14 protein-coding genes are annotated in these 19,691 nt (G+C 56.0%); 3 read left to right on the top strand and 11 right to left on the bottom strand.

Annotated elements, in window-relative coordinates; genetic code table 11:
- Nucleotides 1-29: 29 nt before the first annotated feature.
- Nucleotides 30-890 (top strand): LysR family transcriptional regulator, encoded by an 861-nt coding sequence (locus tag NH461_RS05965; protein WP_261602337.1) that lies wholly within the window; start codon nt 30-32, stop codon nt 888-890.
- On the opposite strand, the gene NH461_RS05960 is transcribed toward NH461_RS05965, so the two are convergent.
- The 11 genes from NH461_RS05960 to cmoM form a co-directional block, all read right to left on the bottom strand.
- The gene (locus NH461_RS05960) at nt 835-1,605 is read right to left on the bottom strand and encodes a TSUP family transporter (protein WP_261602336.1); all 771 of its coding nucleotides are present in this window, start codon (nt 1,603-1,605) and stop codon (nt 835-837) included. The two genes, NH461_RS05965 and NH461_RS05960, sit on opposite strands and share 56 nt — an antisense overlap.
- Nucleotides 1,606-2,208: 603 nt before the next feature.
- Nucleotides 2,209-2,646 (bottom strand): group II truncated hemoglobin, encoded by a 438-nt coding sequence (locus NH461_RS05955; protein WP_261602335.1) that lies wholly within the window; start codon nt 2,644-2,646, stop codon nt 2,209-2,211.
- Nucleotides 2,647-2,787: 141 nt separating this feature from the next.
- Entirely contained in the window at nt 2,788-5,265 is a 2,478-nt protein-coding gene (torA, locus tag NH461_RS05950; protein WP_261602334.1) for a trimethylamine-N-oxide reductase TorA, read from the bottom strand.
- A gap of 18 nt (nt 5,266-5,283) precedes the next feature.
- The gene (gene torC / locus NH461_RS05945) at nt 5,284-6,468 is read right to left on the bottom strand and encodes a pentaheme c-type cytochrome TorC (protein ID WP_261602333.1); all 1,185 of its coding nucleotides are present in this window, start codon (nt 6,466-6,468) and stop codon (nt 5,284-5,286) included.
- A 44-nt stretch (nt 6,469-6,512) separates the two neighbouring features.
- Entirely contained in the window at nt 6,513-6,686 is a 174-nt protein-coding gene (locus NH461_RS05940; RefSeq protein WP_261602332.1) for a periplasmic nitrate reductase, NapE protein, read from the bottom strand.
- Nucleotides 6,687-7,032: 346 nt separating this feature from the next.
- On the bottom strand, nt 7,033-7,818 hold the full coding sequence (locus NH461_RS05935; protein ID WP_261602331.1) for a tetratricopeptide repeat protein: 786 nt from the start codon (nt 7,816-7,818) through the stop codon (nt 7,033-7,035).
- Nucleotides 7,819-8,203: 385 nt separating this feature from the next.
- Complete coding sequence (locus tag NH461_RS05930) at nt 8,204-9,193, bottom strand: hypothetical protein (RefSeq protein ID WP_261602330.1); 990 nt, start codon at nt 9,191-9,193, stop codon at nt 8,204-8,206.
- A gap of 272 nt (nt 9,194-9,465) precedes the next feature.
- Nucleotides 9,466-13,932, bottom strand: coding sequence for a chromosome partition protein MukB (gene mukB / locus NH461_RS05925; protein WP_261602329.1), 4,467 nt, complete (start codon nt 13,930-13,932; stop codon nt 9,466-9,468).
- Nucleotides 13,932-14,678 carry a chromosome partition protein MukE gene (gene mukE, locus NH461_RS05920; protein WP_261602328.1) on the bottom strand — a complete coding sequence of 249 codons (747 nt, stop codon included), beginning with the start codon at nt 14,676-14,678 and terminating at the stop codon, nt 13,932-13,934. Before mukE ends, mukB begins: the two co-directional genes overlap by 1 nt.
- Nucleotides 14,659-15,981, bottom strand: coding sequence for a chromosome partition protein MukF (mukF, locus tag NH461_RS05915; protein WP_261602327.1), 1,323 nt, complete (start codon nt 15,979-15,981; stop codon nt 14,659-14,661). Before mukF ends, mukE begins: the two co-directional genes overlap by 20 nt.
- Complete coding sequence (gene cmoM, locus NH461_RS05910; protein ID WP_261602326.1) at nt 15,978-16,814, bottom strand: tRNA uridine 5-oxyacetic acid(34) methyltransferase CmoM; 837 nt, start codon at nt 16,812-16,814, stop codon at nt 15,978-15,980. Before cmoM ends, mukF begins: the two co-directional genes overlap by 4 nt.
- Nucleotides 16,815-16,934: 120 nt before the next feature.
- Between cmoM and elyC the strand changes: the two genes are divergently transcribed.
- Together elyC and NH461_RS05900 are read left to right on the top strand one after the other, a co-directional pair.
- Entirely contained in the window at nt 16,935-17,780 is an 846-nt protein-coding gene (gene elyC / locus NH461_RS05905) for an envelope biogenesis factor ElyC (protein ID WP_261602325.1), read from the top strand.
- A 278-nt stretch (nt 17,781-18,058) separates the two neighbouring features.
- Entirely contained in the window at nt 18,059-19,450 is a 1,392-nt protein-coding gene (locus NH461_RS05900; protein ID WP_261602324.1) for an L-cystine transporter, read from the top strand.
- The last annotated feature ends 241 nt before the right edge of the window (nt 19,451-19,691 follow it).

Genomic DNA, 19,691 nt, shown 5'->3' with positions numbered 1-19,691 from the left:
AACACAGCCCGTGCGATTAGGAGTATCGAGTGCTACTGGAAGGAATTGAGACCTTATTGGTCCTGGCCAAAGAAGGCACGATGAGTAAGGCAGGCAGCACCTTGTATATCAGCCAAAGTGCGGTCAGCAAAAGAATTTCCGGACTAGAGAAGCGATTGGGAAAGAAACTGGTTGAGCCCGACGGCCGGCGAATTAAGCTGACCGCCGATGCCGACGCTCTGATCCGGAACGTCGGTCCGAGCTATCGTGAACTCAAAGGGCTGATTTTTGAGCAGCAGCATGTGCAGGATCAGACCCTGATCTCCCTCGCCTGCTCGGAAACCCTGGTGGCCGGTTATCTGGGCCAGCAACTGGGCGAATACCTGCGTATTGACCCCTATATCTCGATCTCGACCCATCACACCCCGGTCATTGTCGAGCGGGTCCAATCCGGCGAAGCCACGATCGGCTTTTGTGCCGGCCACCTGCCGCCGCACCACGGGCTAGCCACCCGGCATTTGCTGGATGAGCCCTTTACCATCGTCAGCCACCAGCCGCTCACCCGCCAACCGGACGGATTGCTGGTGAATGATCTGAAAAACCCGGCAAATGCCTATCAGGCCAGTCTCCTCCAGCAGGCCGGGATCCTCCCGCTGATGGAAATGGATTCCTATACCGCCTCCGCACAGCTGGCGCTCGGCGGCGTCGCCCCGGCGCTGATCCCACACTCAATTGTCAAAGCGCTCAAAATCGACCCGGTATACTGTCATCATTTTGAGTTTCTGGACCAGCTCACCCGCCCGGTCCATCTATGCTATCGGCATAAAACCTATCGCTCCGCACGGGTTCAGGCACTTATTGAAACCATTGCGGATGCTGTTCCCACAACAGCTTCAGCGCCATCAGCATAGAGATGCTCACCACCATCGGGCGGATCAGCTGCCGTCCTTTGGTCACTGCAACTTTGGCCCCCATGCGGGCACCCAGAAAGCCGCCGACCGCCATGATCAGTCCCACTTCCCAAACCGGTAACCCGGCCAGGATAAAGAACATCAGGGCGGCAATGTTAGATGTGAAGTTCAGCACCTTGGTCCGCGCCGTCGCTTCGACCAGACCCAACTGTGCTATCGCGACAAAACCCACGGTAAACAACGAACCGGTACCCGGTCCGAAAAAGCCGTCATAAAATCCGACACCGGTCCCAATCGTCAGGGCAAACGCGTTATCCGAGAGTTTCGGCGTTCCACCCCCCTGGCCCACCTGGGGTGCGAACAAAAAATAGAGCGAAATAGCAACCAGCAAGCCGGGGATCAGGCTGGTTAAGATCCCGGCATCAATCCGCTGGACCAGCTCTGCCCCAATCATCGAGCCGATGAAGGTGCAGATGATAGCATTACGCATGTCACTTAGGCGCACCAGGCCGCTGCGCACAAAATACAGGGTGGCAGAAAAACTCCCAAATGAGCTTTGCAGCTTGTTCGTGGCCAACGTCTGTGCCGGTGGGATCCCGGCTGCCAGCAGCGCCGGCACAGTCAACAGACCGCCGCCCCCGGCAATTGCATCAATAAATCCGGCCAGCCCCGCGACCAGAAATAACATGGCCAAAATATCGATAGAAATTTCCATTTCGCATTTGCTCTGAAACTGTGTGGAAGGTGACAGTATCACCGGGGCTTGCCTTTTGAATAGCGAAAGGATGGACGTGAATTCATTCCACTTTGGAATCAATAAAAAATAAAGATAACAGAGCGTTAATCTCCATGCTGATCTTGTGTGAAATAACTCTTCCCCAATCGGATAGGGTTTACGGCTGCTTGGGCAGAGGGTTGGGCAGACTTTCGAACCTATCGCGCTTCAACTCTCGGATCACATCCCATCTGCGTCCGAACCAGGCAATGCCGCTTTTCCTCTTCCAGCCTCAGCTCATACGTGCTTTGGTATACTTAAAGGGAAACATCTAGACCGCAGGCATCTGATCAGCACGAGACGGAGGTCCAGCAACGATGTTCTTTCCGACTTTTGCCAAGCCGGTTCCGGATCGGGACTGGAAAGAGTATTTAGAAAAAGCGCTGGAAGCGATTGACGAGTTCTTTCGCCAGCATTGGGATGATTGACCCTTCAGGGTGATCCTTTTGTTCATCAACACGCCCGGAACAGTACTGTTCCGGGCGTTCTGTTTGGGTCACGGCTTAACAGTTATTCAAGACAGATTTTCTGCAAGCCCGGGGATCAGCGATTGCGGCACATTTCTGCCGGGAACGAGAGCTGCACCATGATGTAGCGCTTGAAGACCTCGTCATAGCCCTGCTCGTCTAAGGCTCTTTGCATACACAGCAGCCAGGCTTCCTTTTCCGCCAGCCCAATTGCCAGATGGCGATGAGCGCCGGGAATATTGATGCTGCCGTACTTTTCGGCATAATTGGACGGCCCACCCATCCAACCGATCAGAAACGTCGTCAGTTTGTCACGGGACTCAGACAAGTCCGCATCATGCATGGCCCGGATCCCCGCCGCTTCCGGTAAGGTGTCCATATAGGCGTAAAATGCCTCAACCAGTTTCCTGACCCCGGCTTCCCCACCGGCGGCGCGCAATGTACTGTCCCCGACGCCATACACAGGGGCCGTCGGTTTGATATCTTCGCTCAATTGTTTCTGCTCTTGTTTCATGCTGCTCTGGCTTCATTTTGTGCTGGCGACATCCGGCCAGCTGACTCGACCGCGCGAGTGTACCGGACTCTGCGCGCATGAACTCATGCCAACCTCACAAAGGCTTGATTTTCTGACGCAACTCCCGAGAAACCAACCGGTTCAACTCTCCAGCAACGGACCGCCAAACGCGGTCACCGGCGGCACTTCTCCGCTGTATTTCTCCACCTCCACCACCACAGTGTTGGCGCTGCAGGCCTGTGCCAGCTCTGAGGTCCCGATGTCCATGGTCAGGGTATTCGGATCGCCGTAAGTATCCAGTGCCCCGACTTTCTCATTCAACGGCCCGTACCAGGCCCCTTCATGGATCCGGATCACCCCGGGCGGGAAGTTCTCAGAAATTCGGGCACCGGCCAGCAACTGTCCGCGATCGTTATAGACCCGGACCAGGTCCCCGTCTTTGATCCCCCGCTGCTTGGCATCTTCCGGGCCGATATAGACCGGCTCTCGTCCCTGCATGGTGTAGGTGGCCCGGTAGTCTTCCGATTCACACATTTGTGAGTGCAGCCGTTGATCCGGATGGGCTGACTGCAACCAGAGCGGATACTTGTCTGACATCGGTCCGCCGTGGGAGCGTTCGAGTTTTTCAAACCACATCGGATGGCCCTGGCAGCCCTCATAGCCGAAGCGATCAATCTTCCGGCTGAAAATCTCGATAAATCCCGACGGTGTGCCAAGCGGGCTGATTTCCGGATCGGCACGAAAATCAGCATGGCGGATAAAGTTCCGGCCCTCACCGAAATCCACCAGCCCGTCTGCCCAGAAAGCATCAAATTCCGGCATCGGAAACGTCGCTTTATTCGCTTCCCGACACTCCTGATAAAGCTGCTTCAGCCAGGTCATTTCATCCATATCGCGGGTGAACTCTTTATGACGGTCAAAACGGCGGCAGAGCTCGGTAAAGATCTCAAAGTCGGTTTTGGACTGATACAGCGGATCCACCAGCTTGTGCATCGCCAGGATCCCGGTAGCCGCATATGCACCGTACAAATCCAAGTCGTTGCGCTCAAACTGGGTACAGGCCGGCAGGACAATATCCGAGAAACGACAGGTGGCATTCCAGGCGAAATCAATCGTCACCACGGTTTGCAGCTTCTGAAAAGCAAGCTTCATCCGGTTGTGATCCTGATGGTGGTGCCAGGGATTGCACCCGCTGACCACCAGCATCTTGGTATCCGGCAACTTCACCTGGTTGCCGTTATAGTTGATGGTTTTTCCAGGCTCTAAAATGGCATCGAGCCAGCGCGCAACCGGTATGCTACTGCTGTAGCCATTAAAATCATCATTGTCCCATTTGGGTTTTTTCCCCTGATCCAGATTACGCGGGAAGCCGCCCGGCCCCGACGCGCCGGTCGGCGGGATCCCCACCCCGCTGTAGTGATGCGAATAGGACACCCCGCCACCGGGCAACCCAATCTGGCCCAGCATCGCGGCAAGGACTGCCCCCATCCAGTACGGCTGCTCGCCGTGTTGCTGACGCTGGATCGCCCAGCCAAAAATCAGCTGGGTCCGGCCACCCGCCAGATCCCGCGCCAACTGCCGGATGGTATCGGCTTTCACGCCGCAAATCGGCTCGGCCCACTCCGGACTTTTCTCCACCTGATCTTTACCTTCACCCACCACATAGGGAATGAAATCATCAAAACCCAGTGCATAGGTGCTGAGAAACGCCTTATCGTACAGTGCTTCTTGATACAGGGTATGGGCCAGCGCCAGCATGAAAGCGACATCGGTCTGGGGATTGACATAGAAGTGCTCACAATCGAGGTAGTTCAGGGTTTTTGATCGGACCGGATCGATGCAGATCACCCGGATCGCCCGGGAGGCGACTTTGTCTTTCAGCTGCGCGTAATACCTGTATGAGTCATGGGTTTCACACTGCCAGCCGACCTGGGTATTTTTCAGCGGATCATTGGCCCAGAACACGATGGTTTTACTGTTGGCCAGAATGTCCGGCCAGGAGGTGCCCTGCGCGTACACTTCGGTGGAGCCCAGCACATAGGGCAGAATGGTCTGGCCAGCCCCGGTGGAGTAATCCCCGACCTTGGTCATAAAATTGCCATGCATCCCCACTGCGCGCTGCATATGGTTGCCACAACTGTGGAACTGGCCGGTTTGCCGCCAGCCCGTCATCCCGGCATGCAAGGCCCAGGGGCCGTAATCTTTCTGGATCCGCTCCAGCTCCTGGTAAAACAAATCCAGCGCTTCATCCCAGGTCACCCGGACAAACCGGTTATTCCCTCGGGTGTCGCCACTGTATTTGTGCTTTTTCAGCCACTCGAGCCGCACCATGGGATAACGAACCCGCGACGGATTGTAGATCACCCCCAGAATACCGTTGATCATATCGGACGGATATTTATCCCGCTCCAGCGGCTTGATTTCGACCACTTTGCCGTTATAGATCCGGGCACGGAACGCCCCCCAGTGCGAGCCGGACACTTTCCAGGTTCCTTCCGCTGCGGCTGCATAGGGGGAAGATGATTCTGCGGCCTGGGCCAGCAGTCCGGGACCAATCACCGAAGCAACCGAGGCGGTGGTCACCAGCCCTTTTAAGAAATGACGTCGGGTCACGAACATAGCAATTCCCTCACAGACTTAATGATGGCCCTCGGTAAAATCAGAGGCGTGTTTTTGCAGATATTTCAGTACCAGAGCTTCACTGTCACGGTCCAGGTTGACGAACGCCAGCATGCCGTTGAACATGCCGGGCCAGGTATTGGCATCAAAATGCGCTTCATCCGGCTGGGTATGACAGACACTACAGTTGGTTTGATACGCCGGTTTCGCCGCCGCCCAGATTTGATCTACATCGTCCATCAGCGATTCCTTCGCCATCCAGAGTTGCACGGCCACCCGCTGCCACACCAAACCGGTCAAATCATCTTCTTTTTCTTCAAAGCCCTGCACTAAGCTGTCGTTTTGCGCCACGGCCTTACTCAGCGCTGCCGTCGGAATATTGAGGCCGAAGTCTTCGTTGATCACCCGGCCGAACCCTTTGGTTTTGCGCCAGCCGCTGATCTCAACCTGAATGGCACGGTCTGTCACCGCAACCACCTTCACTTCAGAAGCCGGATTCAGCTCTCCCCCGTCCTGGGTCATGGCTTCGTCTTCAAACATCGGCAGGTAACGGACACTGAAGTAGTTTTCACCTTCACTGAAGCTGGTGTGGCTGGCTTGCTGCACCAGCTCGGCAATCATGCCGCCGGAGCTTTCCATATGGGCAGGCAACTCGTGGGCAATCCCCTTATGGCAATCGAGACAACTCTGATCCCGCTCGGCGGCCTGCTGCATCTGCATCCGGGCTAAATCTGACATCTGGTCCCATTTCATACTGTCGTAATTGTGGCAGTTCTTACACTCCAGCGAGCCGTTGGCGGCAAAGCGCTTCCATTCATGATTGGCCAGTTCCAGCCGCTTCTCGAGAAACTTCTCACGGGTATTGATGGTGCCGAAAATTGCGCCGAATACTTCCTTACTGGCCTGCATTTTGCGGGCAATTTTATCGGTCCAGTTGTGGGGGACATGACAGTCGGGACAGGTGGCCCGAACCCCGGAATGATTCGACCAGTGCACGGTCGCCTGCAACTCCTCGTAGACGTTGTCCCGCATTTCATGACAACTGATGCAGAACTTTTCCGTATTGGTCAGCTCCAGTGTGGTATTAAACCCGCCCCAGAAAATAATCCCGGCAATAAACCCGCCCAGGCTCAACACCCCTAAGCTGATATGCATTGCCGGACGCCATAACGTACGCCACACCGCTTTCAGGACACGCTTCATCGCCTCACCTCATGATCGTCTGAATCTGGAATACCGGGTCGTTATCAGCCGTGGCCGGGAGGACCGGTGAACAGGATCTGCATCGCCCAGACGGCAAAGCCATACCCGCCGACAATCAGCACGGAGAGAATAGGAAACAGAAAAATGATGATAAACAGGAAAGAAAGCCATTCGTATCTGGCAGCTTCCTGTTGCTCTGCAGCGGAAGAGGATTTCATGCTCACACCTTTTTATTGTTCTCGCTTCCTCTACGTTGAAGCAGAAGGAAATCAGCCCCTCAATTATAGTTAAGAATATCAATAAGGCGTGGCAGGCTTTGTTTCCGGGTAGGCTCACGCACCCATCGTACATCGGTTCAGCCATGCGTTGGGTTAAGCCTTACGGGAGAGCATCGGATACCGGGCCGGTGCAAACGTGCCGGCAACACGAAAAAGCAGAGGGCAGCAGTGGAGAATCGAATCAGGCAGGCATTGAACGGTGGCGTACAGCAGAGCAAAAGTGGCAGATAAAGAAAAACCGGCCCCCGGGATGCGGTATGGGCCGGCTTTTTTCAGTAAATCGGAATTACAGTGAGGCAGTAAAAATCGTTTGGTTCTGACGGTACAGCTTCAGGCGTTTTTCAAACTTGGCATAACGCTGACCCTGGGTATCTTCCAGCTTATCCATCGCCACTTCCTGCGCTTCAACGGCGCGGCGGAACTCGCCGCAGGCAGCGTACGCAGCCGCTAAGTTATCGTAATCACCCGCATCGCCCGTGCCGTCGCGTTTCAGGACCTGCTTGGCCAGTTTCAGCGCCCGCGCACCATCACGCATCCGCTCATCGGCGCACGTCGCATACAGCCAGACCAGGTTGCGCTTGGAATCCAGCGAGCCACCGTTAGCCGCCTTGTTGAACCATTTAATTGCATTGCCGCAGTCAACCGAGCCGGTCGCGCCCGAAGCATAATAGGCGCCCAGCTCGACCATGGCGGCAATATCACCTTCTTTTGCCGCTTCCGTGTACCAGCGCACAGCCAGATCATTGTTCTTCGGCAGCAATTGGCCCGCTTTGAACAGATCGCCGATCATGGTTTTCACTTCCGGCATATCGACGGACGCTTTTTCCAGCCAGTACATGCCTTTCAGCGGATCAGCTTCCAAACCATTTGTGCCTTCCAGATACGCGCGCCCCAGAAACAGCTGCATATTCTTGTCACCCTGCTCCGCTTCCAGCTCAACATAGTTCAGGGTCGACAGCAGGTGGTTCGCCGGGGATGTGGTATTTGAAGCCTGGGCCGTTCCATAGCCAGTGACTGCGAGGCCAAGCATTGCACCAAAAATAACGTTCTTGAGGTTCATTACTGCAGGCATAAAAGGTTCTCTTTCCATCAATCCAAAATTTCGTTGGAAAGGAATTTATAGAAGTGATGATTAAAAAACAACCACCAAAAACCGGGCACGGATGACTGGATTTTCGGATTAAATGCGGGATTTTTTGCCGGGTCAGCAAGTTAGATTTGGATGGCAGCGTGAAATTTTTATCACTGACATCAGATTTTTGAGAGATTGATCATCTTATATCGACCAACATGATACCGAACTCTGCTGAATCTTCGCTGAATGTCGCAAGATTTCGTCCTCGCCTGGCCGATGTGTCCGATGCAGTGGGCCCGCCCCGCCAGACTCCGCTGGCGGTTTGGGTATGCTCTATTTACTCTCATGTCTTCGCATCGCGAAGCTTGTTGCATCCCCGCCGCTAGAGCGGCAGGTATTTCTGCTCACCACTCTCGACATGCTGATCGGTGTATTTCGCCGCATCACCGTCGAGATCAATATCCAGGTCAATCTGATCCGGTGCGTCTTTCAGGCCGTCACACACCAGCACCACATCGTAATCCCCTTCCGGCACATAAGACATGGTGTACTGATTATCTTCGCTCACCTTGGCCGTCATCACCGGCGTATACTCCGACCCCAGATCCCCGTATTGCTCACTGTCTGACTCATACAGGTAGACATACGCATCATCATTCGACGGGCAGGATCCGGTATTGATATCCCCGAAAATACCGCCGGACAAGGCATTTTTGACCAGGCGCAACCCTTCACTTTTCAGGTGGTACGCCCCCTCAACCATCTGGATCATGCTGCGGAAATCGAAGGCCATGGTGAAGGTTTCCGGCACATCAATATTGATGTTCAGACCGTCAAACGTCAGCTCATCGACAATTTCCATTTTTTGTTTATCCACCAGGCTGCCGACATAGGAGTATGGCGTGCCGAGGAAGTCGCCGTATTCACCCTGCAGGATCGTCAGGCTCATATTGACGTATTCGCCGACCGGCACCAGCTGCTCGGAAATCAGGTGAACCAGATCAACCCCGGTAATATCATAGAGATCGATCACAATAAATTGCGGATAACCATCGCTATCAACCGGAATCGAAGAATCCGGTGGTATACACTGCTGAGAATTCATCTCTTCAGGGTTGGTCATACTGCGAGTCGTCCACTCGACGATATTCCCAGCCAAGTCGGTCAGTTTCACCGACTCGATTGCCACACAGGCCTGCAAATCATCATCACTTGGCGGCACTTCCGTCGGTGGTTTGGAAATATCCACCGAAATCGGTACAGAATCTTCTATACCACTGACCGCATCTGACACAATCGTGTTATTACTATCTGAACCGCCGCACCCAGCCACCACCAATGTGGCAAGCATCGTTAGTATTATATTTCTCATCTTCTACACCCCTACGACAACGTGTAAATTGGTCGTTACCAAGCAGGCTGCTCCGGCCGCTGCTCCCCTTGGCTTGTAGTTTTGAATGACCGATTCCAACAGTTCAAATTTTAGAGGGTTATGGCTGGGCAAATTATTTATCGGTAGCGCAATTAAGTAATGAGATAAGGATCTTAGGAACAAGACATTCAGTCAGGAATGAAAAGATACGCACACAAAAAAGGCCGGGGAAACCCGGCCTTCATCATAAAAAGATCTCAGTTTTGACGGTGTTAGGCTGGCTCTGATGCCAGCGCCAGCGCGTCCTGGAACGTCACCGGGGCTTTCGGCTCCTGACCGAAACCACGCAGGCCAACCACATGCACGTGCTCGCGATCCTTGAAGATCTTACGCACCAGCTTGTAGGTGGTCCCTTTCTCCGGACTGATGTTCTCCGGCGCCGCGATCAACAGCTGCATATCCAGACGTTCACACAGCTCAAACAAGGTAGCAATTGACTTGGCATCCAGACGCGCCGCCTCATCGAGGAACAGCAGGCGACACGGAATAATGTCCTTGCCACGCAGACGACGGGACTCTTCTTCCCAGCTCTGCACCACCATCAGCAGGATCGCCTGACCGGTACCAATGGCCTCACCGGTCGACAACGCACCCGATTCCGCCTGTAGCCAGCCATCCGTCCCCCGGTTGACCTCAATGCTCAGCTCCAGGTAGTTGCGGTAATCCAGCAACTCTTCACCCATGATCTGCGGCGAACGCTGACCCATATCGATATGCGGATTCAATCGCTGGAACAGTTTGGCCATCGCTTCGGAGAACGACAGACGCTGGTTGCCGAACAGATCCTGATGCTGGTCCTGCTGCTCTGCCAGACCACTGAGTAGTGATTCGTGGGTTTCACGCACTTTCACGTTCAGGCGCACGCCTTTCACCTGGCCAAAGCCGATGTTTTGCAGTCCCTGGTTCAGCATCCGGATCCGGTTCTGCTCGCGCTGAATGGTCTTGCGGATGATATTGGCAACCGAATCCGAGCTGATGGCCAGTCGCTGCTCACGCGCAGACAGCTCATCGCTCAGGCGGGCCAGCTCCACTTCCATCTCTTCGATCGCTTCAACCGGATCATCGGTCCGAATAATGTCGTGGCGGATCCGCTCACGCAGGTGCTGATACACGGCAATGTAGAACAGCACTTTACGCTCCGGTCGCGAGACATCTTCCGAGGCCCGCAGCGCATCGCGCAGATCGTCGTTATCCGAGACCGCCAGGCGCAGCGCACCCAGGGATTTATCCGACAGCGAACGCAGCTCGTCGGCCGACATGTAGGCCATCTCACGGCGGTGCAGACGGCGCTCGACATCGCTCTCGCGCGCCAGACGCAGGACGGCACACCAGCCGGCTTTCGCGGCCACGACCAGCTTGCGGATATCCTGATACTCTTTGCCCACTTTACGCAGACGTTTCACCAGCCCCTTCAGCTCCAGCTCCACCGAAGTGATCGCTTTTTCCAGCTGGCTGCGACGGCTACGGGAGCTATGCAGACGCTCATTCAGTTCGTCACGGCGCAGACGGGCGCGCGCTTCGGCTTCCACATCGGCGCGCACACCCAGCTCTTGCAGCTCCCGCTCAAATTCCTGCACGGTTTCCAGCTTGGCCTGATGCGAACTTTTCAGCGAGGCCAGCAGCTGGTTGTACTGGTTGGCCTGCGCACGGCTCTGCTTCAGTGCTTCCCGGTGGCGATTACGCTCGCGCTCGGCAGCGACCAGCTTGGCTTTCAATTGCTCATTCAGCTCCGAGCTCTTACTCAGCAGCTCGACCGAATCGGCATAGCTGAAGTGATGACGACGCTCCACCAGATCGGCGACGGTAAAGATTTTGGTCTTCAGCGCCTGAAGCTGATGGTCGGCCTGCTCATACGCAGCCTGCAAGGCATCAAACTGCTCCGGATCGGCATCCAGCACCGACACCAGCCCTTCCAGCTCGGCAATGGCCTTGCCGTGACGATCCAGGTAGTTGCACGCTTCATCCAACTGCGACAGCTGCTGCTCGACTTCTTCAAAGCGCGCCACCAAGGTGTCATCTTCCAGCAGGCTGACCAGCGGGCTCAGTTTACCCAGCAGGGTCAGGCCTTCACGGGCTGCCGCCAGTTGGCTACGCTGTTGCTGCTCTTGCGCCGCAGTTTCAGAAAGCTGACGCTGGATCTGATTGCGCTGGTCGCGGGCAACTTTCAGCGCGGCTTCCGGATCGGCATTGAATGCCACACCCATATGGGTCGCAACAAAGCTGTTGAAGCTCTGATACAAACGCTGCAGTTTCTGGGCATCGAACGCCGCCTTGGCGTGCTCTTCCACCACCTGCTCACGTTCATCGCGCAGCTGCTCCAGGCGCTGTTCACGGGCCGCACGGCCGAACAACGGTACTTTCGGGAAACGCGAGTAACGCAGCTGGCGATCGTTGAGATGCACGCAAACCGCCAGCTCCAGCTCATCCACGTCAAAGCCGCTGTCATCAAACGAATCCGCGTCGCCTTCAATGATGTAGAGATCGTCCGGACAGTCGTCCAACGCCACCAGTTTCTCTTTGATCCCTTTCAGGTCCGGCACCACAATCGCGTGACGGGCCGGGCCGTACATGGCGCTGAAATACGGCGCATCGGCGAGGGTGATGTCATCATAAATTTCAGACAGCAGGCAGCCGCCCAGCGTGTCGGCCAGCGCGCGCAGACGCGAATCATCGCTGCCGCCCGGCTGTGCCAGACGCTCAATATCCAGCTCCAGTTGCTGTTTGCGCAGCGCCAGTTGATCCCGCGTGGAAGATACCTCGCGCTCTTTGTCCAGTGTCTGCTGCATGGCGGCCATCACCGCCTGACTGTCAAACAGCTCCTGTCCCGACTGCTCGGCCAGTTTGTCCAGCGCATCTGAGGCTGCAATCCAGGCTGGCGCAGCGGCTTCCAGCGCAGTGATTTCCGCGCCCAGTTGCTGCTCCTGACGGCGCAGTTCACCGCGCTGCTCAACCAAATCGGCCTGTTGCTGTTCCAGACTTTCCAGCGTGGCCTCGTGACGGGCCTGCTCTTCTGCCAGCGCCAGCTCGCCATCCAGGGTCATTGCAAAGCGTTTGGCATATTGCTCGGCCATCTCCAGCGCCTGACGCTGGTTACGCATGCTGCGCTCCAGATCGCGGTACTGAGATTTCATCTGCTCACCCCGATCGGCAATCCCACGCAAATGGCGGGCATGGGCAATCAACTCACGGGCTTTCTCCGCAGCGCCCGAGCGCTCAACAGCACCGGCAATGGTGGTGACAATCTCCAGGCCCAAATCGAACTGACGGGCCGCCGCCGAAGACATGTCCAGCTTATGCTTCAACGCCAGCAGCGCCGTGGTCTGGGTTTCCTGCTCTTTTTTCAGCTGGGCCAGATACGGCACCGCCTGATCTGGCAGCAGCTGGTGATCCTCAGCCAGCTCACGGGCTTTTTCCAGCGCCTGAACGGCCTGCTGGTATTGCAGGGCACGGGTTTGCTGCATGTCCAGCGCCTGCTGGTAATCGGCCAGCTGGGTTTTCAGGCTGTCGACTTCTTCTTCGCTCAGCAGCGACTGCTCTTCAGCCATCGCCAGCTGCTCGGCAGCCTCTTCGACCACCATCACCTGCTCTTCCAGGCGCTCGGTCAGCTCTTCGAGATCTTCTCGATAACGCTCGATTTTCTCCTGCTGACGCACCGCCGTCTGAACCAGTTGCAGGTGATCCGAGGCCGCCTGATGATCCTGCTCCAGCGCCCCTTCCTGCTCGGTCAGCTCGTCAAGCTCACCGGTCATGTTTTTCAGCGCGCGCTGCTGGTCTTCCAGCTGCTGACGCGACCCGGTCAGCTCGCCGCGCAGACTCAGGGTGGTTTCCAACTTCTTGCGACGCTCATTGGCGTGGCGCATGTAGTCGGCGGCCACATAGTTGGTCGCTTCGGTGATCAGGTGCTTAAACAGATCCCGATCGTTCTGGGTCAGCTTGATCGCTTCCAGGGTCATGCGGTTTTCGCGCAGGGCTGCTTCCATATCCTGGAAGGCTTTTTTCACCCCGGTATTCTGCGGCAACAGATAGTCGCGCAGCGAACGGGTGATGGCGCTGGAGATCCCGCCGTACAGCGAGGCTTCGATCAGGCGGTAGAACTTGCCCCGATCGCTGCTGTTGCGCAACTTTTTCGGCAACACGCCGAATTCAAACATCTGCGCATGGTAGTCGGTGACGGAGTTGAAGGCTTTGAACTGCACGCCTTCCATCTCGCCCACGACATCTTTAACTTCGTTGATCTGGCGAACCCGCGCCTGATTTTCAGACAGGGTTTCGACCAGCACATCCGTCGGCTTCACCTGTGACGGCAAACCCTGAATGATAAACGGCTTGATATCGACTTTCTTGTCCCGGCCCGCGACCTGTTGCAGCTTCACCGCAAACAGGATGCGCTGGTGTTTCGAGTTCACCACATCCAGCGCCGCATAACAGGCGCCCGGCTTCAGTTTGCCGTGCAGACCTTTGTCGCGCGAGGCATTGGAGCTGCCCGCTTCCGTGGTATTGCGGAAGTGCAGCAGGCTCTGATCCGGGATCAGCGAGGTAATGAAGGCCGCCATGGTGGTCGATTTCCCGGCCCCGTTGCCCCCAGACAGGGTGGTCACCAGGTTATCAATGTCAAAGGTCCGGGCAAAAAAGCCGTTCCAGTTGACCATTGTCAGCGATTGATACTTACCGCGTTCCATCAGGCTTCATCCTCCTGTCCGGCTGGCTCGGTGGCCAGTTCTAGTTGTTCTTCGGCCACATGCTCTTCGTCCATCTCCAGCAGGCTGGACTGGCTTGGCTCCTGCTGATGCACGACCACGGCTTCACCGTCACGGATCAGACGCAGCTGCGCTTCGCGGATATCGTCGCCGGTACGTACATCGGCACCGAAGCGGAATACCGATTCACTGATGCGGAATTTGCCGTTTTCACCGACCGGGATCACCATCCCGATCCGGCGCAGACGACGCAGTGAGGTTTTCACCTTGTCGAACAGTTTCTCCCGATCCAGATCCGAGCCGCTGGCCCGGTGCGTCACCAGTTTCATCAGCTTCTGCTCATCAGCCAGCGACATCAGCTCGTCAAACAGCTCCTGATTGCTGAAAATGCCTTCCTGAGCCAGACGCTCCGGGCTCAGGTACAGGAAACACAGCACCTTACCGACCAGCATATCGATCTCAGACAGCACCGAACGATTGATCAACGAGGTTGAACGTGGACGCAGGTAGAAAAAGCCTTCCGGTGCGCGCACCAGCTCGGCATTGTAACGCTTGTAAAACAGGGCCAGCGCCTGCTCAAATTCAATCAGCAGGGCGTGGTTGTCCAGATCTTCGCTGCCGATGTGGCGGCCTGAGCGCAGATCGTTATCCAGTGCCGGGAAAAGCGGGTTCGCAATCGCCTTGGCCAGCTTTTCAGGCATATATTCTTCAATATTTATCGATGACATTCGCTTGTACCTTGGCTCCGTATTCATTAATGGCTTCCCAGTCAGGCTGGATCGCACTGAAGTCCGATTCGGAGTAGCCGAGCCGAACTGCCTGATCAATCACCAGACGCGCTAAATCGAAATGCTGCGCCTGCGGATGACGGGCCAAATAATCTTTCAGGAGCACACTGAGGTTAATGGCAGCCCCGGTTTCTTTGTGGGTCTGCAACATGGCTGCAACCTGCTCGGCCAGCTGATCGCTGACCAGATCCAGCGCTTCAAATTCCAGTTCTTCCGGCACCAGACCGGTAACTTCATCGTCACGCAGCACCAGCGCTTCATCGCGCATATCCAGCAGGCGCTCGGCGTCGGCATACGTCAGCATCCACGGCGCGTCAAAATAGTCTTTCACCGACTGGCGCAGGCGCTGGCTGAAGGCACGGTTCTTGTCCATATCAATGGCGGTTCGGATGAACTTGTGCACGTGGCGGTCATAGCCGATCCACAGGTCAATCGCCTGCTGGCCCCAGTTGATAATGCGGTCTAACTTGGCCTGGAGGATGTAAATCATCCCGTCGACAAAATCCAGCTCCGGATTGCCCTGAATCGCTTCCTGAATGGTCAGCAGCTGGGTCTGCAACTGATCGCCGGCGGCCTGCAGGGTGTCCTGCAGCTCGCGCAGGGTACTGGAAGTTTCATTGAGCAGGCTTTCACAGTTGGTGATCGCCGCCCGCCAGTCCTGGTTCAGCAGCGCCGCAATGTCTTCTTTGACCTGTTGCTGCTGCTCATCCATGATGCGCTGGTTGAGATCGATCCGGTCGAAAATTTCCGCCACCGAATACTTCAACACGGCATAGACGCCCTGGCGCCAGTGCTTCTCGTCGCCCCCTTCTTCTGCAGCCTCGACGGCTTTGGTGATCTCATCGGCCACCATGGCCAGCTGAATCGACAGCTTGAGCGAGGAGTATTCGCGTTGACGGGCATAATAATCCGTGATCCCCAGCGCCAGCGGGCTAAGGCGGTAGATACTGGCTCCGTCGGTGAGCTCGCTGGTAAACCGGGTGATTAGCCGTTGCCGGACCAGCTCATTGATGGCGTTGTTGGCGCGAAAGGCCAGGGTCTCCTGGGTCTGCTCGAACATCTCGCTGACAATGCGAAACGCATCAATCAGTTCCCCTTCCCCTAATTCTTCATCAAAACGATCGCCGCTCAAGACAGCAATCGCCAACAAGAACGCCAGCCGCTCGGTTGGCAGGTTCAGGGCAAACTCATGTTGCCGAACCCAATTGACCAACTCCGGAACGGTCTGGGATACATCACTCATCCGTTGTCCTTATTGCGGTTATTTTTATACGCCTTTTGCTCCGGGGCTGCGCCGCCTGCAAACGGCTTTTGCGCGTATACATGAATGTACCGGCCCAGAGACAAATAAGGCTCCTGTCGACAGAGCTTCTGCTCCATCTCGATAACTTGTTCAAGACTGTAGTCGCCGACCATGTGGGTCTGCATATAGTCATGAAACGTGCGCACGCCGGTTTTGCCCAAAATGGTCATCCCGGCGTCCGTCAGCCACTGATAAACGTCGTCCGGCGCCAGCGCTTGCTGGGGCTGGAGCTTAAACCGCTTACGATGCGGCATCCCCTGCTCAATGTGGGTCAGGTTGCCGCAGAGCAGATTCTTAAACAGCAGGCCGTTGTAGTTGTAGAACATGACGGAGATCGCCCCGCCCGGACGCACCTGCTGCATCAAATAGTCCAGTGCCGCCTTCGGATCGGCCAACCACTCCATCACGGCGTGAAACAGGATCAGGTCAACCGGCTCATTGAGGTGCTCGCCGATGGCCTGCACCGGGCTGTGAACCAGGCGATATTGCGCAAGCAGGCCATTGTTGGCAATGTCCTGCTCGGCTAACTTGAGCATTTCACCAGAAAGATCACATAACGTGACCTGGTGCCCCAACGCAGCCAGCTTCTGTGACAACTGACCCAGCCCACCCCCGGCATCGAGGATCTGCAGCGGCTGCCTGGCATCAAGGACGGTAAGGATCTGCGCCAGATCCGGCCAGACGACCGACTGGCGAATTTCACCTTTGGCGGTGCCATAAATGCTTTTGGCAAACTTTTGCGCCAGGTCGTCAAAATTTCGATCTTTGATCACGTCAGCTTTACGATATGATAGCGGTTGGAAAAATAGGGCTCATTTTGGCACAAGCAAGCAAGGAATAAAGGCTTGTGATGATTTTTCGAGCTCAACTGCTGAATTTTCGGACGACATTCCATGTTTGAACTAAAAAAAATAATCTCTGCGCTGCTGATGCCGTTACCCGCCCTACTGCTCCTCGGGTTCGTCGGCCTGATGCTGCTCTGGTTTACCCGCCGCAAGGGACTGGCGTCGGCGTGCATTGCCTTTGCCTTCCTCGGGATCTTCCTGGTGTCCTTCCAGCCCATCGCGACCAGTCTGCTGCGTCCGCTGGAGCGGGAGAACGAACCATTTATCCCCTCAGCTGAAACCGTCGACTTCGTCATGGTGCTGGGCAGCGGCCATGTGATTGACCACGCGATGCCAATCACTTCCGAGTTGTCACGGACCTCCCTGATGCGACTGGCAGAAGGGTTGCGCATCCATCGCCTGTACCCAGAATCCAAGCTGATCCTCTCCGGCTACGGCGGCGGCTCCGACGTCAGCCAGGCCCGGATGATGGCCAAAGTCGCGCTGGCGCTCGGCGCCAATAAAAATGATATTCTGCTGCTCGAAACGGCCCGTGATACCTGGGAAGAAGCCTTCCAGGCAGCCTCGGTGGTCGGCGACAAGAAACTGGTGCTGGTCACCTCAGCCAGCCATATGACCCGGGCGCTGTATGAATTTGACCAGGCCGGCCTCAAGCCAACCCCGGCGCCGACCAACTTCCTGGCCAGCAATAAAATCAAGCAACCGTGGGAGCGCTACAAGCCGCAGGCCAAGTACCTGGAGCAAACCGAGCGCTACTGGCACGAAACCATGGGCCAATGGTGGCAAAGCCTGCGCGATCAACTGGCCGCACCAGCACCGGAGCAGGCAAAACCGCTCGAGGACACGCAAGTGTCGGTCCAACGGACACCGCCGGTCGCGGTTCAACCCTCCTGACAGCCCCTGACAAACATCACCTTCAATTGCCCGGCCACTGACTGGCCGGGCAATCGTTTGACGTCCCCCGAAAAAACGGGTGAATTCTCATCAAATTGCGCACGTCCAGCGCCATATTCCAAAATGTTTTAAATTGTTCGATTTTTTCATATCAAAAGATATTAAAAACCGTTTCGCTTTCAAGACGTCGATCATAAGATTGCGCGTCATATTCACTCTTATACATCAGCCTGCACAGGGAATTTCCAGGCTAAAACAACCTTTTAAGGCTCAACATCATGCATTTCCTGATCATCAACATCGCTGTTTTTGCGTTGCTCATGGCGTTTCTGGTCAAACAACAACGCAGTGAACAAACACTGTCTAAGCGCGTCTTTACCAGCCTGGGACTGGGGGTTCTTTTCGGGGCCGCCCTGCAACTGGTCTACGGCGGCGGTAGCGACGTCATTGCCAACACCCTGGAATACATCAATATCGTCGGTGCCGGCTATGTCAGCCTGCTGAAAATGATCATTATGCCGCTGATCATGGTCTCGATCATCGGCGCCATTATTAAAGTTAAAGACTCCGGTTCGCTGGGTAAAATCTCCGGCCTGAGCATCGGCATCCTGCTGGCAACCACGGCAGCGTCGGCCCTGATCGGGATCCTGATCAGCAACCTGTTCGGCTTGTCTGCTGAAGGGATCGTTCAGGGCGCCCGCGAAATCGCCCGCGGCGAAGTGCTGGAAAACCGTCTGGGGACCGTAGAAGCCCTGTCATTCGCCGACATGGTGATCTCCTTCTTCCCGGGTAACCCGTTTGCCGATCTGGCCGGCAGCCGTCCGACCTCAACCATTGCGGTCGTCATTTTCTCTGCCTTTGTCGGTGTGGCTGGTCTGACGGTGATCCGTACCCAACCTGAACTGGGTGCCAGCTTCGAGAAGTTCATGCAAGTGGCGCAAGAAATCGTCCGTACGCTGGTTCGCATGGTCCTGAGCCTGACGCCATACGGTGTGCTGGCGCTGATGACCAAAGTGGTGGCCGGCTCGAACTACGACGATATCCTGAGCCTGGCGAACTTTGTCGTGGCTTCATACGTCGGTTTGGGCCTGATCCTGGTCATGCACCTGGTGCTGGTCTCGCTGGTTGGTGTGAATCCTATCCGCTTCCTGAAGAAGATCCTGCCGGTGCTGACGTTCGCGTTTACCTCACGCTCAAGTGCAGGGACACTGCCGTTTAACATCGATACGCAGGTGAAGAAACTGGGCAATGGTGAAGGCGTGTCGAACTTCTCGGCGTCGTTCGGTGCCACCATGGGCCAGAACGGCTGTGCCGGTCTGTACCCGGCGATGCTGGCCGTCATGATTGCCCCGACCATCGGCATTAACCCGCTGGATCCGGGCTTCATGCTGACCCTGATTGCCATCATCACCATCAGCTCATTCGGCATCGCCGGTGTCGGCGGTGGCGCAACCTTTGCCGCCCTGATTGTGCTCTCGGCACTGGATATGCCGGTTGCCCTGGCGGGCCTGCTGATCTCGATTGAACCGCTGATTGACATGGGCCGCACAGCCGTCAACGTCAGTGGCTCAATGACCGCAGGGACCATTACAGCGCGTCTGCTGGGTCAGGCGGACCACGCAGTGTTCGAAGCTGACCAGGAAACTGACAGCAAGCCGGTCAACGCTTAAAACTGTCTCCGCTGAAAACTGTCTACGCTTAAACCTTTCACGGTTAAGCTCCAGATTGCCAAGGCCACCTCCGGGTGGCCTTTTTGTTTGCTGCCGCTCGGGAAATATACCCCTCACTGAATTCATCGCTACGGCGGCCAGCTCTTTGCAACCGACTTTACGATCAGCTTTTCTACTCGCATTGTTCTCAGTTAAAGTCCACAGATACAAAAAGGGCTGCCTCTATCAGCAGCCCTTCTTC

The sequence above is a fragment of the Photobacterium sp. TY1-4 genome, from assembly GCF_025398175.1.
GTDB lineage: Bacteria > Pseudomonadota > Gammaproteobacteria > Enterobacterales > Vibrionaceae > Photobacterium.
Note: the sequence above shows the minus strand (reverse complement) of the source record. Positions and strands in the feature narration are given on the sequence as shown.

Coding starts and splice junctions, on each gene's coding strand:
- NH461_RS05960 (WP_261602336.1), bottom strand. CDS start 1,605: ATGGAAATTTCTATCGATATTTTGGCCATGTTATTTCTGGTCGCGGGG.
- NH461_RS05955 (WP_261602335.1), bottom strand. CDS start 2,646: ATGAAACAAGAGCAGAAACAATTGAGCGAAGATATCAAACCGACGGCC.
- torA (WP_261602334.1), bottom strand. CDS start 5,265: ATGTTCGTGACCCGACGTCATTTCTTAAAAGGGCTGGTGACCACCGCC.
- torC (WP_261602333.1), bottom strand. CDS start 6,468: ATGAAGCGTGTCCTGAAAGCGGTGTGGCGTACGTTATGGCGTCCGGCA.
- NH461_RS05940 (WP_261602332.1), bottom strand. CDS start 6,686: ATGAAATCCTCTTCCGCTGCAGAGCAACAGGAAGCTGCCAGATACGAA.
- NH461_RS05935 (WP_261602331.1), bottom strand. CDS start 7,818: ATGCCTGCAGTAATGAACCTCAAGAACGTTATTTTTGGTGCAATGCTT.
- NH461_RS05930 (WP_261602330.1), bottom strand. CDS start 9,193: ATGAGAAATATAATACTAACGATGCTTGCCACATTGGTGGTGGCTGGG.
- mukB (WP_261602329.1), bottom strand. CDS start 13,932: ATGGAACGCGGTAAGTATCAATCGCTGACAATGGTCAACTGGAACGGC.
- mukE (WP_261602328.1), bottom strand. CDS start 14,678: ATGTCATCGATAAATATTGAAGAATATATGCCTGAAAAGCTGGCCAAG.
- mukF (WP_261602327.1), bottom strand. CDS start 15,981: ATGAGTGATGTATCCCAGACCGTTCCGGAGTTGGTCAATTGGGTTCGG.
- elyC (WP_261602325.1), top strand. CDS start 16,935: ATGTTTGAACTAAAAAAAATAATCTCTGCGCTGCTGATGCCGTTACCC.
- NH461_RS05900 (WP_261602324.1), top strand. CDS start 18,059: ATGCATTTCCTGATCATCAACATCGCTGTTTTTGCGTTGCTCATGGCG.